Origin of the sequence: Pleomorphomonas sp. JP5, assembly GCF_023721815.1 — a bacterium.
GTDB lineage: Bacteria > Pseudomonadota > Alphaproteobacteria > Rhizobiales > Pleomorphomonadaceae > Pleomorphomonas.
The window spans coordinates 21,743-34,441 of sequence record NZ_JAMDLI010000007.1 but is presented as its reverse complement, the minus strand read 5'-3'; the positions used below and the strand labels follow the sequence as shown (position 1 = coordinate 34,441).

Below are 12,699 nucleotides of genomic sequence, written 5' to 3'. Positions count from 1 at the left end.
ATGGCAGCACGATGCACGCCTTATGGCGGATCGCGGGTTATCCAACTGATTCCTCTATATAAATTGTCATCCTTGCGCAGGCGAGGACCTCAGGCAGGATGGGGCGGTGGGGTTGATATCGGACTCCCGTTACGCGTCCGCCATGTTTGCGCTCGCTTGATGCGAACGGCGTCTATCAGGCTCTCTTCCTACCTCACCCAGCTTTCCCCGTTGAGCGAGGGGGCGGCAAACCCGCCCCCTCCGTGCCTTGGCCGTCAGGCGCTTCGGCTGGGTTCGCCGCTCGGGCGGGAGATGTTGGTCAGCGCTTCGCCGGCGATGCCGTTGCCGGTGTTCACGGCCACGTCGCCGAGCGACAGGATGCCGACGAGGCGCTTGTCGCGATCGATGACGGGCAGGCGACGCAGCTGGACATTGCCCATGTCGCGCGTCACGTCCTCGATTTCCTGGTCGTCGAAGCAATACTTGACGTCGTCGGTCATCACGTCGCGCACCTTGGTGTCGGGCCCCTTGCCCAGGGCGATGGCGCGGATGGCGATGTCACGGTCGGTGATCATGCCGACGAGGCGTTTCTCCTCGCTCACCGGCAACGCGCCGGCGTCGAGCCCCGCCATCAGCTGGGCGGCCTGCTCGATGGTTTCGTCGATGTTGGCGACGCGGACGTTGCGCGTCATGGCTTCGCTCACTTGCATGGCGGCCTCCTGTTTGTCGTGCTGGGGCTCGGGCCGCGCGACGGGTCCGTCGCGCGGCCCGAGACAGAGCAACCGCCATCTCTACCAATTGTTCCCGTTTTGCCGGAAAAAAGCTCCCGTCAGCCGAAGCGGGTGGCGATGAGGGCGGCGGCGTCGGCGATCACCTTGTTGCGGGCGGGCATGTCGAGCGTGGAGCCGGTGAAGTAGATCGAGGCCAGGATGGGCGCCTTGTCTGGCCGGTAGATGAGGCCGATGTCATTGCGCGTGGCGTTGCCGCCGCCGCCCGACTTGTCGGCCACCTGCCAGGTTTTCGGCACGCCGGCGCGGATCAGCGGGCCGGTGACGGTGCCGGCCAGCATCCAGTCTTCCAGCGTCTGGCGCGAGGCCTTGGAGAGCGCGTCGCCGATGAGCAGCGCGTCGAGGTTGCCCAGCATGGCCTCGGGCGTGGTGGTGTCGCGCGGGTCGCCCTCTTCGGCGGTGTTGAGCGTCGGTTCGTCGCGGTCGAGGCGCGAGGTGGCGTCGCCCAGCTTGCGGGCATAGGCCGTCCAGCCGGCCGGGCCGCCGATCTCTTTCAGGATCAGGTTGGCGGCGGTGTTGTCGCTGACGGTGATGGCGGCGCGGCAGAGCGCCTCCAGCGTCATGGCGCCCTCGGCGACATGCTCCTTGGCGACGGGGGCGTAGTCGAGGAGGTCGGCCTTGCCGTAGGGGATCGACTTGTCCAGCGTCGTCTCGCCCTTGTCGACGGCGGCGAGCACGGCGGCGGCGGCCAACACCTTGAACGTCGAGCACATGGCGAAGCGCTCGCCCGCGCGGTGGGCGATGCGGGCGCCGGTGGCCTTGTCGAGCGCGGAGACGCCGAGCCGGCCGCCGCTCCGCTTTTCCAGCGCGGCGAAGTCGTCCTCGGCGGCCAGCGCCTTGCCGGCGAGCATCAGGCCGAGACCGGCGGTGGCGGCGGTGCCGAGCAGCGTTCGGCGGGTTGGGAAAAGAAGATCGCGCATCAATGCCTCTTGCTTGTTTTATCGATTCATGGAGCCCCGGACGGCGATCCTGACCCCGGATGTGGCGGTTGTGGGGCAGGGGGAGCGGCCCTCGGGCAAAGCCGGCGCATGCCGACGAAAGGGAGACCGGATCTTCGCAGAACCTTGACAATGCCGATGCAGAGCAGCGCCCCGGGGGGGCTCGCACGGGATGTCTGCACATGCATTTGGAGAAGATGAACGCCCTTTCCACCGAAGACCCGTTGCCCCGTGGCGCGCCTTGCGCCCCGGCATCGCGGCCCGGCGGCGAGGCGACCGATCTTCGGCGCGCCATGGTCTGGCGCATTCTGACTGCCTTCACGCGGCTCACCTGGAAGCGGAGCGTTCTGCTCTGGATCCGCTTCGTCGCCAATCCGCCGCTGAGCCTTGCGTGGTGGCGATGGCTGGCGCGCTTTGCCGCATCGCACGGCTATCCGCTGCCGCATGACGACCTCATGCAGAAGCCGCTCACCAAGTTTCTCGTCCACCGGCTGAAGGGCTGGCAGCGGCTCGGCCTGCTGACCGGCCATTTCTCGATCGCCGCGACAATCCTGTCGCGCGACACCATGGTGCGGCTCTGGCAGGGCGAACGGCTGTCGATGGGCGAGGTGCGGGGCCGCAGCGGGGCATACGAGTGCCAGTTGATGCTGGCCGATCAATGCGGTGGCCGCCACGAGGGCGCCTTCGCCATCCGGCTCGTTCGCAGCCTTGACGGGGCGACGCTGTGCAAGGCCCGGTTCACCTTCGTCCACGAAGACGCCGGTCAGGTTTTCACCTTCGTGGTCGGCAGCCTGCAGGGCGTTCGCAACGCCCGGCAGACGATCGTCGATGCGACCCGCGATCTCCACGGGCTGCGACCGAAGGAGGCCGTTCTGCTGGTGCTCCAGGGGCTGGCGGCCGAGGGGCGCGCAAGGCACTTCTACGCCGTTTCGAGCGCCAGACACCCCATTCGCTACCGCCGCCCCAAGCGGCAGTTCATGCTGCTGACCGACGTGGACGGCTTCTGGTTGGAGCGCTCCGGCGAGCCGGACGACGCCTACGGCTTCGTGGTTCCCTGGTCGCGGATCGGCGGGCGCGACAAGCGCAATGCCAGCAAGGCGCGGTTCATGGCGCTCGGCGAGGCGTTTCGCTGACCGTTGGCGGCGGACCTCATTGCGGACGGAGATGGATGGCGACCGTCGCCCCGCCGTCCGGCCGGTTGGCGAACTCCAGGCGACCGCCGTGGGCGATGGCGATGGCCTGAACCACCGACAGGCCCAGCCCGGTGCCGCCGGTGGCGCGCGACCGCGACGGATCGCCGCGCCAGAAGGGATTGACGGCCACCGCGTCCATGTCCTCGGGGAAACCGGGGCCACGGTCGAGAATGCGGATGACCGCGCCGCCGTCGGGCGAGGGCGCCGTCTCGCAGCGCAGCCAGCGGCCGCCCCCGGCATAGCGGCAGGCGTTGTCCAATAGCGCCAGCACGGCCTGACGGAGCCGCGAGGGGTCGGCGGCCATCGGCGCCGGGCGGAGGTCGGTTTCGACCGCGATGCCGTGCTCGTCCAGCATCGGCCGGGCGACGGCGAGGACCGCCCGAACGACCTCGGCCGCGTCGATGGGCTGGCGCTGCATCACCAGTTTCTGGCCGATGGCGAGCGACAGGGTGCGCAGGTCCTCGACGATGCGGCCCAGGCCCTCGACCTGCTGCAGCAGGTGGCCGATGTTGTCGCGCTCCAGCGGGAACACGCCGTCCACCATGCCCTGCAGGCCGCCTTGCAGCACCGTCAGCGGCGTGCGCAGTTCGTGGGCGATGGCCATGTTGTTGAAGCGCAGGCGCTGTTCCATGGTGTCGAGGCTGGTGGCGAGGGCGTTGAAGGTGTCGACGAGGCTCGACACCTCCCGCGTGCCGCCGGACTTGGGGGTGACGCGGGCCGAGAAGTCGCCGGACTTCAGCGCGTCGGCGGCGGCCGTGAGATCCTCGAGCGGGCGGGCGATGCGGCGGGCCAGATAGATGCCGATGATGGCGCAGATCACCGCCGAGATCAGGCCGCAGACGAGGGCGGCCAGCTGGATCTTCAGGTCGGTTTCCGCCTCCATCTCCGGCGCGTTCAGCCGCTCGATGAGGTTGAGCAGCGCCTGACCGTCGGGAACCCGGTGCTCGTTCAGGTCGCGATAGGCGGCGGCGGCATCGGGCGGCAGGCCGCTGGTGATGCTTTCGTCGAGAACCGTCGAGTACCAGGTCACCCCGATGAAGGTCAGGCCGACGCTGAGCAGCAGCATGGTGGCGATGACGGCCGCGGTGAGCGTGGCGAGCGACAGGCGCCAGGGTTTCCTTGCGATCATTGCGGATCCGAGAAGCGGTAGCCGATGCCGCGCACGGCGGTGAAGAAGCCGGTCTGCCCCAGCTCCTCCAGCTTGCGCCTGAGGTTGGAAATGTGGGTGTCGACGGTGCGCACCAGGGCGTCGCTGTCGGGCAGGCAGGCATCGAGGATTTCCGCTCGCCCGAAGGCCTGGGTCGGGTGGCGGATCATGTGGGCGAGGATGCGGAACTCGCTCAGCGTCAGTGACAGGGGTATGCGCTTGCCGTCCTTGTTGACCACGACGGTGTAGCTGCCGAAATCCACCTCGATGTCGCGGAACCGCCGCACGCTGTCGTTTCGCTCGCCCATGGTCCGGCGCAGGACCGCCTTCACCCGCGCCACCACCTCCTGCGGGTTGAACGGCTTGACGATGTAGTCGTCGGCGCCAAGGTGGAGGCCGCTCAGCCGGTCGAGATCGTCGGCGAGCGCGGTGACCATGATCACCGGCGTCGAACTGGTCTGGCGCAGGCGGGCCAGCACGCCGAAGCCGTCCAGCTTGGGAATGCGAGCGTCCAGCAGCACGATGTCCGGCTTCAGCAGCGCATGATGATCGATCGCGGTTTCGCCGTCGGCGGCCTGCACCGTGCGGTAGCCGTCGCGCAGAAGATAGGCTTCGAGAATGCGCGCGATGGCCGGCTCATCCTCGACGATGAGAACAAGGTTGTTTTCCACCTGAACGCCTGGCCACCATTCCGTTTCGCGCGCCGCCGCCAACACGTTGCGAGCATGCGAGATTATCGGGGCGCGCGCAACCGGGAACGGCGGGCCGGCGGCGGCTCCGGCCCTGCCGACGCCGCCAGCGCTTTACGCCGGCCCCGCCTGCCCGTAGGATTCACCTCGTAATCGCAGGAGAGGCCTATGACAACCACCGTTTGCTGGCGCGAATGGGACGGCGAGGGGCTGGAGTGCTGCGCCTTTCGCCTCGACGAGACCGGCCTGATGCTGGAAGGCGTGGTGGCCGGCACGCAGGGCGGTCCGCATGGCGCGCATTATCTGGTGCGCACCGACGATGCCTTCCGCGTGCGCGAGGTGCGCGTCGCCTTCGTGGGCGGGGCCTCGCTCTATCTGGTGGCCGATGGCGAGGGCAACTGGCGCGACGCGGCCGTGGGGCAGCCGCTGCCCGGGCTCGACGGCGCCATCGACGTCGACATCGGCATCACGCCGGCCACCAACACGCTGCCGATCCGGCGGCTGATGCTCGAGGTGGGCGAGAGCCGCGAGATCACCGTCGCCTATGTGCCGCTGCCCGACGGCAAGTGCGACCTTCGCCCGAGGCGCGTCACGCAGCGCTATACCCGCCTCGAAGGGCTCGGCCGCTATCGCTATGAAGGGCTCGACAGCGGATTTACGGCCGAGATCGAGGTGGACGCGGCCGGCCTCGTGCTCGACTATCCCGGTGTGTTCCAACGATTGAGGCGTCCATGACCGATCCCACATCCTTCCTCGGCCTGCCGAGCCACCTAGCCGAGGGGAAGCCGCGCGCGATGATCTTCGGCGCCAGCCACGGCAGCGCCTATCCCGGCCGGCCCAGTCGCTCGGCCACGGCGGCGGCGGCCATCCGCGCGGCGAGCGCCGACGAGGCGCCGCTGATCGGCCATTGGGACTTCGATCTCGGCGGCCCGCTGTTCGGCGACGAGCCGGTCTCCTGCGTCGACATCGGCGACGTGGCGACCGCCGCCGAGGATGTCGCCGGCAACCGCGCCGCCATCGCCGCGCAGACGGCCGAGGTGCTCGCCGAATCCGCCATACCGATCCTGCTCGGCGGTGACGATTCCGTGGTGATCCCCTTCCTCGCCGGCTTTGCCGGGTATGCCGAGGTTCGGGGGCCGATCTGGGTGTTGCAGATCGATGCCCACATCGACTGGCGCGACGAGATTCTGGGCGAGCGCCACGGCTATTCCAGCCCGATGCGGCGGGCGAGCGAGATGGCCCACGTCGAGGGCATCGTGCAGGTGGGCATGCGCGGCGTCGGCAGCGCGCGGGCCGAGGAGATCGAGGCGGCGCGGCGCTTCGGCAGCCACCTGGTGACGGCGCGCGAAATCCACGCCGCCGGGGTGGAGGCGGCGCTGAGGCTTATTCCCGAGGATGCGCGGGTGGTGATCACGCTCGACTGCGACGGGCTCGACCCCGGCATCATGCCCGGCGTGGCGGCCCCGAGCCCCGGCGGCCTCACCTACACCGAAACCATCGACCTGATCGCCGGGGTGGGCCGGCGCGCCTGGATCGTCGGCTTCGACATCGTGGAGCTTGCTCCGGATGCGGACGTCGGCAACGTCTCCGCGCTGACCGCCGCGCGGCTGGTGACGAACGCCATCGGCGCGGTGGTGCGACAGGGGTAGGGCAGAGACTGCTACGGGGAGCGCCGTCGCAAGCCGAACTCTCTCCCGCCTCCATCAAACTGTCCTCCTCTGCGGAGGCAGGGGGGGGCGGGCGGAAAGTGGCGAACGGGTCGCCGGCGGAGGCGCCAATGACAAAACCGGCCGGATGGCTCCGACCGGTTGCGATGCTGTCTCGAAAAGTGGCCCGGCTCAGAACTTCATGCCGACGCCGACGCTGACGACATGCTGGGAAAGTTCTTCCTCCAGCTTGCCGAACTGCCGCTCGAAGAACTTGTTGTAGCGATACTCGGCGCGCCCGAAGAGGTTTTGCGTGAATGCATAGTCGGCGCCGGCGCCGATCGTCACGCCGTGGAAGTATTCGTTGAAGGTTCCGGTCGCAAGGGTCGTATTGGCCTTGTCGACGACGCGCGTCGCCACATAGCCACCCGTTGTATAAAGCAACAGGTTGTCAAAGGAGTAGCCGACGCGGGCGCGAATGGACCCGGACCAGTCGGTGCTGAACTTCTCTTGGCCAATATAGGTGTTGGTCGCGTCGAAGATGTTGAAGGTTCTTGCGTTGCCGCCGGTGTAGGTCACGTCCCCTTCGAGACCCAGCACAACGTTGTTGTTGAGCTGCTCCTGGTAGCCGGCGAACAGGCTGACGTGGGAGCCGGGGAAATCCTGCGTGACGTTGAAGAACTTGCTGCCGTCCGCACGCGTCAGATCGCCGCCGCCGGTGATGCCGAACTGCATGCCGGTCCAGTCGATGGTCCGCGTGGTTGCCGGCTGGTCCGAAATGCTGGGCCGAAGCACGTCCATATCGGCGGCCGCGGCGGTCGATACCGTGAGAGCTGCGACAGCGGCAGCATAAGCGAGACGCATGGTTTCCCCTTCCTGGGTGGTTGATGACTGCCGGAACCGTCGGGTCCGCGCCTTTCCCGTCATCGACCAAGCGCTCGCGTCGACGAGTTCGGCAGCGAACCCCGTCGAACAATTGGTTACAAATTAAGGTTGATGGATGGTTAAGGTTGCATGCGAAACGGACACGCGCCTTCCGTTTTCTACATCGGTAGGAATGCGGAGCGCGTGGCGCCGGGGGCGGGGCAGCGCCCGTCCGTCATCTTGAGGTCGCGGCGGCCTGATCCACATAGACCAGCGTGTAAACGTAGGACTTCGGGCCCTTGCGGCTGACCCAGTCGCCTTCCGGGGGATGGTCGGCCTGTTGGGAGGGAAGCGTGTTCCACGGCCGGCCCATGCAGGTGCCGCTGGCGTCGTCCCAGGCGACCCAGCCCCAGTCCGGGCGATGGACGATCCACAGGTCCTGATCCTGCCGCCTGTAGGCCGCGCTCCCGTCGGCAAGGCGCTCGCGCACGAAGGTATAGACGAGATCGTCGCTTTGGCGCCTCAGCTCAAACCGCTGCCAACTGCCGGCCTGCCCAACCATGATCCCGCCTCTCAGCCGGCGATGATCGCCAGCACGGGCGCGCGGGCGTCGGCGTCGATGCCTTGCGCGTCGAGCGCACTCTCGAGAAGCGCGGCGTCGCAGCCGTGGTCGCGCAGCCAGCGGGCGACGATCTCGGCCCGGTCCTTGCGGTCGCGGCCGAGCTCGGTGGCGAGGCGGAGTTCGGGCGCCACCGCCTTGATGCTACGCTCGCCCGCTTCGATCTCGGCAAAATGCGTCCACGGGCCGCTGCCCCTGGACTCGATGAAGGCGGACTCGGTGGGCGTTTCGACGGTGCTGGCGTCGACCTCAACGCCGTCCACCTCGTAGGCGGCGTAATACTGGCCGCAGCAGTCCATCCAGGTGGGCGGCGTGAGGCAGCGGAAGGCGGCGAGCGCCCGGGCGAAGGTGTCGATCTCGGCGCGCGTCTTGACCAGGAAATCCACGTCGGCCGGCTCTATCGGCGCCCCGCGCAGCAGGTCGGCGGCCGTGCCGACCAGGCGATAATCGAAGCTCCCCTCTCGCTCCACCAGATCGAGCACGGTGGCGAGCGTATCGCGCAGTTGCCCTGTCGTCAGTGTCATGAGACCGGTCCTCCCGCCCTGAGATTAGCAGGGTTGCAGGGCGGGCGAATGCGGTCTTTTGCGTGTGGCGAGGGCGTGCGGCCTATCCGCCGCTGGCCCATCCGAGGTGTCGCGCCCGGCTTCCGGAGTGACGGCGGCCGAGAGGGGCCGCCGCCGCCATGCATGGGATGTGTTCGGTGCCGCAGGCGTCTTTCCTCGACGCCCTCAGGCGGCGGCGAACTTCACCGTCACGCCGCGCTGGCGGAAATAGGCCTGCATCAGCTTGCGGCCGGAGCGGTTGTTCTGCGCCAGCCGGGCCGGGTCGAAGACGGCTTCCTTGGCGCCGGCCTCGGCCAGCGCTGCCTTGAGCGTGGCGATGTGCAGGTCGAGATCGGTATTGTCCGCCTGCAGCGATGCGTAAACCCGCTCCATCGCCTCTTCCACGGTCGGTTGGCTCACGATTTTGCTCCTGTCGCTTGTGTGGCGGTGCCCGCCTGTTCGCGCGAGCTATCGTGATGAAAGGCCGCGCCGTCAATGGGGGACGTTGCCGGAGGGCAGCCGCGCGCTCTCGGCCGCGTCGGAGCGGTAGCCGTCGAAACAGCCGCCGCCGTGGCGGGCCAGCTCGCGATCGGTCAGCGACAGGAGCGCGGCCGGCTTGCCGAGCACGGCGTCCTTGAACGCCTCGGCGGCTTCCTCCGCAAGGCGCCGATCGAGCCGCCGCAGCAGGCGCGGCCCCCATTTTCCATTGCCGGTCCAGCGGTTGCGCCCGAGCAGCATCAGGTCGATCAGGCGGGGATGGAGCTGCGCGGCGGTGGCGGCGATCTCGTCGGCCGGTCGCTCGGCGCGCAGGTCGTCGGCAAGATCGGTCAGGATGTAGCGCAGGGCATCGAGCGGAGCGCCGGAGAGCGGCTTCGGCCCGGCGGCGAGCACCTGCCGCGCGCGTTGCTGGATGGCGGCGGCCTCGGCCGGCGCGTCACTGATGATGACGCCGTTCGCCACCATGTCGACCATGACGGGGACGCCGCGCTCCGCGTCGTTCTGCAAGAAGTAGGCGAGCGTCTCGGGATCCTGCACGAAGGCCTCGATGGGAAAGCCGTCGAGCACGAAAGACTCCCGCCACGCCCGCTCGAGCCTCGGGTAGAGGACGACCATGTCGATATCGGAGAAGGCGTTGCCCTCGCCGCGCAGGATCGAGCCGGCGACGAACAGGTGCGATGCGCCCTTGAAGCGGGTGGCAAGGCATTTGCGGGCTGCCGCCAATGCGGCTTCGATGCGCTGCATGCTGTCGTCCTCCATCAGGCGGGACGCGGCAGGCACAAAAAAACCCGCTCGCATCCGGCGGGTCGATCGGTTTCGTCTGAAGCGGCTCTAGCTCATGACGCAACCAACCGCCGCGCGGCGGTGGTCGAGGACGTCGAAAGGGAGAGCGTCGTGGTCATGGGGTGACGTTAGCGCGGGGGCGGGAGTTGTCAACCGGTTCGCGTGGTGGAGGAGCCCCATATCGGCCTATTGCCTCTTCCTGCCTGAGATCCTCTGCGAAGGCAGAGGAGGACAGTATGATGGGAACAGGAGACCAGCCGGAGAGCGTTGCGCCATCCGATGCGCGATGCTCTATCCAGAGAACGACGCACTATCCCGCTGTTTCCTATGTATAAAGCTGTCCTCCTCTGCGAAGGCAGAGGATCTCAGGCAGGAAGAGGCGCCGCCGGAGATATCGGTCGCATTTGGCCCGGGAGTGGCGTTGGGATAGCTTGCTCCCCGCCTTGCCCGACAGGGCTCGATGCTGGAGCCGGCCACCGCGATGGAACGAGACGATCTGGAAATCTATCTGCACGAGCAGATCCCGCTTACCAAGGCGATGGGCGTGTCGGTGCGCTCGATCACCTCAGACACCGTCACCCTCGCCGCCCCGCTCGCCCCCAACATCAATCCCAAGGGCACCGGCTTCGGCGGCAGCGCCTCGACCCTCTGCATCCTCGCGGCCTGGTCCACCCTCCACGTCCGCCTGACCGACGCCGGCCTGCCCACAGAGATCGTCATCCACTCCAACACCATGGAGTATCAGCGGCCGATACGAGGGGAGTTCGTGGCGACGGGGGCGATCAACGCCGACGCTGATTGGCCGGGGTTCCTGAAGACGCTGGAGAGCCGGAAGAAGGCGCGGGTGGAGGTCGAGGCGGCGTTGAGGTGTGGGGATGAGGCGGTGGGGGTGTTTCGGGGGCGGTTCGTGGCGTTCTTGAGGGAGGAAGAGACGGCCCAGTTAGAGGTCGTTAAAAAACCAGTAACGCTTCCGCGAGACTAACCCAAGTTTGGTGCCGAAGTTTTTCCGAAAAACTCGGAAAAGCTACGAAAGCCGCACTCCTTGCCAAATCGGGATTAGGCCGCACTTGCCCGTTAGTCGACAGTTCCACATCCCAAATCGCTTCTAGTTCCCCAAACAATTACTCGCATGCCAGTCGAATTCGAGCTGCCAAGTTCCCAAAATCTTCCTGACATTTAGCGATGATCAAATCGACCCGCCTTGACGCTTCCTCTCCTAATACCTTTCGCCCTCTTCCGGGGCCATCTGTTATCTTTCTACGTCTGCATAACTCATCAAAATAGTGTTCTTTCACCGAAATATCTGCGCGCACGTCTGCCCAACTCCAGTCTTTGGGGAGTGCGACACCCGCCAAGACCCAGGTCTCAAGCTCCTCCCAGGCGTTCTCACCAATTATAGTGCACTCAGTAAATATTTCTTCAATCTCGTCTAGTCGCGCCCTTCTTCCTGGAACCCCATCTCTGTCTACGCAAAGGACAAATATATCCACGGTTCCAATGTATCTGTCGACGATTTGTTTAATCTTATCTGTATTTAGCGCTTCGCTCACTCCTCGCAATAGTGGGTCAAGGCAAACGCGAATTTGCGCGTTATTTTTGCCCATCATCGAGAGAAGCTTCTTGAAGATTGGGGTTAAAATGTACTGGTCGTTCCTGAAATCCTCAGGGATGATAAGAACCTTCATTTACTATCTCTCTTCCTGATTATGTTCGATAGTAAAAGAAACTATGTCTTCCATCCATCCGGACGCGTGGAGTCGCCCAAGTCCCTGATCTTTCCTTAGTTCTATTGCTTTTGGTAGTGTTTTTACGGGTTTAATGATGGAAAATGCCCCGCCGGAAGCTCTCGCCACTACTGAAGTGTTCTCGAACGTCTCATCGCTGATCATCGATAGCAGATCCGGAGAATGCGTCGTCGTTATGACCTGCGTTCCTCGCTTTTTTGTTTGTGTTTCTATCATATCGAGTAGAACCCTTAATCTCGATGGATGTATTCCATTATCTATTTCTTCAAAAAAGTAGACCATAGCGGGCTTGCTCCCGAAGAGAGCTGCCAACATTGCCAAAAACCTTAAAGTTCCGTCGGATACGCTGTATGAGGATACTATTTGCCCGCTATATTCGACGATTGCCAACTGAACGAGACCCGTTATCCCGTCCGGGACAAATGCTAGGTCCTTTATATCCATTGGGGTGAGTTCACGTATCCACTCAATTATTGTGCCTTTTTTTGTGGAATCGCTGCAGATATCCTGGAGAACCGTTGATAGGTTCTCTCCACTATCACCAAGGACAGTTTGCCCCGGGAACGCGGGTTTCCGCATTGCATCAGGAACGAGGTCTAGGAAGCGCATACTAGAGAAAAGCTGAACGGCGAATTCAATTCTATCCCGCTGATACCTTGAAATACGCTTTGAGTCGGCAATCTGCGTCAACGCAGGCTGATCTGATCTCGCTTCTAGCCTCGCGCCTAGCCTACGCTGATCACCTGTTTTACTCATGCGAAGAAGCAGTTTTTTCTCGTCTTCCTGATTGTTGATCGGATCTCCAACGCCAGGATGGCTAGTGTAAATGCATTCGCCCAGCCAGTCGCTGTAGCTTGGAGCTAATAATTCTTTGATTACTCTAAAGCCAGATCGGACGTTTTGATCCTCCATAACGGTAATATGGTAAGTATAGCGACTTGTGGATGTATATGAGAAAGTGACTTCGAGAGAGAATTTTTCTTTTCCAAATCGGACAATTTCACGGGCGGATCCTCTCAACGCGCCCCATTCGACTTGTCCGCCGGAGCCATATTTCCCGCCTATTATTTCCGCTAGCGTGTACCCACGACCTATTCCATGCAGAAAGCGGAAGGCGTCCCTCATGTTGCTTTTGCCGCTGGCGTTCGTTCCAACCATCACGGTGAAGGGACCAACCCTGAGGGCCCCATCGGCGAAACTCTTGAAATTTTTGAGCCTAATTTCGTTGATCATTTCGCCTCAACAATGCGTCAAAGAGCTAGTGTTTC

At 64.6% G+C, this 12,699-nt stretch carries 15 protein-coding genes; 4 read left to right on the top strand and 11 right to left on the bottom strand.

Annotation, left to right across the window (positions count from 1 at the left end; translation table 11 throughout):
• Positions 1-254: 254 nt before the first annotated feature.
• Both M4J40_RS07150 and bla read right to left on the bottom strand, forming a co-directional pair.
• Complete coding sequence (locus M4J40_RS07150) at positions 255-689, bottom strand: CBS domain-containing protein (protein WP_251753244.1); 435 nt, start codon at positions 687-689, stop codon at positions 255-257.
• A 119-nt stretch (positions 690-808) separates the two neighbouring features.
• On the bottom strand, positions 809-1,687 hold the full coding sequence (gene bla / locus M4J40_RS07145) for a class A beta-lactamase (protein ID WP_251753243.1): 879 nt from the start codon (positions 1,685-1,687) through the stop codon (positions 809-811).
• 215 nt (positions 1,688-1,902) lie between these two features.
• On the opposite strand from bla, the gene M4J40_RS07140 reads away from it, so the two are divergent.
• Positions 1,903-2,838, top strand: coding sequence for a DUF535 family protein (locus tag M4J40_RS07140; RefSeq protein ID WP_251753242.1), 936 nt, complete (start codon positions 1,903-1,905; stop codon positions 2,836-2,838).
• A 16-nt stretch (positions 2,839-2,854) separates the two neighbouring features.
• On the opposite strand, the gene M4J40_RS07135 is transcribed toward M4J40_RS07140, so the two are convergent.
• Together M4J40_RS07135 and M4J40_RS07130 are read right to left on the bottom strand one after the other, a co-directional pair.
• Positions 2,855-4,027: an ATP-binding protein gene (locus tag M4J40_RS07135; RefSeq protein WP_251753241.1), complete on the bottom strand. Its 1,173-nt coding sequence runs from the start codon at positions 4,025-4,027 to the stop codon at positions 2,855-2,857.
• Complete coding sequence (locus M4J40_RS07130; RefSeq protein ID WP_251753240.1) at positions 4,024-4,716, bottom strand: response regulator; 693 nt, start codon at positions 4,714-4,716, stop codon at positions 4,024-4,026. The genes M4J40_RS07135 and M4J40_RS07130 overlap by 4 nt, the downstream gene beginning before the upstream one ends.
• Positions 4,717-4,902: 186 nt before the next feature.
• On the opposite strand from M4J40_RS07130, the gene M4J40_RS07125 reads away from it, so the two are divergent.
• Complete coding sequence (locus tag M4J40_RS07125; protein ID WP_251753239.1) at positions 4,903-5,469, top strand: putative glycolipid-binding domain-containing protein; 567 nt, start codon at positions 4,903-4,905, stop codon at positions 5,467-5,469.
• The gene (locus M4J40_RS07120) at positions 5,466-6,383 is read left to right on the top strand and encodes an arginase family protein (protein WP_251753238.1); all 918 of its coding nucleotides are present in this window, start codon (positions 5,466-5,468) and stop codon (positions 6,381-6,383) included. The genes M4J40_RS07125 and M4J40_RS07120 overlap by 4 nt, the downstream gene beginning before the upstream one ends.
• A gap of 189 nt (positions 6,384-6,572) precedes the next feature.
• Here the strand turns inward: M4J40_RS07120 and M4J40_RS07115 are convergent, their stop codons facing one another.
• The 5 genes from M4J40_RS07115 to M4J40_RS07095 form a co-directional block, all read right to left on the bottom strand.
• The gene (locus tag M4J40_RS07115) at positions 6,573-7,244 is read right to left on the bottom strand and encodes an outer membrane protein (protein ID WP_251753237.1); all 672 of its coding nucleotides are present in this window, start codon (positions 7,242-7,244) and stop codon (positions 6,573-6,575) included.
• 235 nt (positions 7,245-7,479) lie between these two features.
• Positions 7,480-7,806: a hypothetical protein gene (locus M4J40_RS07110; RefSeq protein WP_251753236.1), complete on the bottom strand. Its 327-nt coding sequence runs from the start codon at positions 7,804-7,806 to the stop codon at positions 7,480-7,482.
• 11 nt (positions 7,807-7,817) lie between these two features.
• Positions 7,818-8,387, bottom strand: coding sequence for a hypothetical protein (locus M4J40_RS07105; RefSeq protein ID WP_251753235.1), 570 nt, complete (start codon positions 8,385-8,387; stop codon positions 7,818-7,820).
• A gap of 204 nt (positions 8,388-8,591) precedes the next feature.
• Positions 8,592-8,828, bottom strand: a complete 237-nt coding sequence (locus tag M4J40_RS07100; RefSeq protein ID WP_251754237.1) for a hypothetical protein — start codon at positions 8,826-8,828, stop codon at positions 8,592-8,594.
• A gap of 69 nt (positions 8,829-8,897) precedes the next feature.
• Positions 8,898-9,647, bottom strand: a complete 750-nt coding sequence (locus M4J40_RS07095; RefSeq protein WP_251753234.1) for a nucleotidyltransferase domain-containing protein — start codon at positions 9,645-9,647, stop codon at positions 8,898-8,900.
• 520 nt (positions 9,648-10,167) lie between these two features.
• Here M4J40_RS07095 and M4J40_RS07090 point away from each other — a divergent pair.
• Positions 10,168-10,668 carry a thioesterase domain-containing protein gene (locus M4J40_RS07090; protein WP_251753233.1) on the top strand — a complete coding sequence of 167 codons (501 nt, stop codon included), beginning with the start codon at positions 10,168-10,170 and terminating at the stop codon, positions 10,666-10,668.
• A gap of 139 nt (positions 10,669-10,807) precedes the next feature.
• Here the strand turns inward: M4J40_RS07090 and M4J40_RS07085 are convergent, their stop codons facing one another.
• Positions 10,808-11,371, bottom strand: a complete 564-nt coding sequence (locus M4J40_RS07085; RefSeq protein ID WP_251753232.1) for a hypothetical protein — start codon at positions 11,369-11,371, stop codon at positions 10,808-10,810.
• 3 nt (positions 11,372-11,374) lie between these two features.
• Complete coding sequence (locus M4J40_RS07080) at positions 11,375-12,664, bottom strand: AAA family ATPase (protein ID WP_251753231.1); 1,290 nt, start codon at positions 12,662-12,664, stop codon at positions 11,375-11,377.
• Between the last annotated feature and the right edge of the window lie 35 nt (positions 12,665-12,699).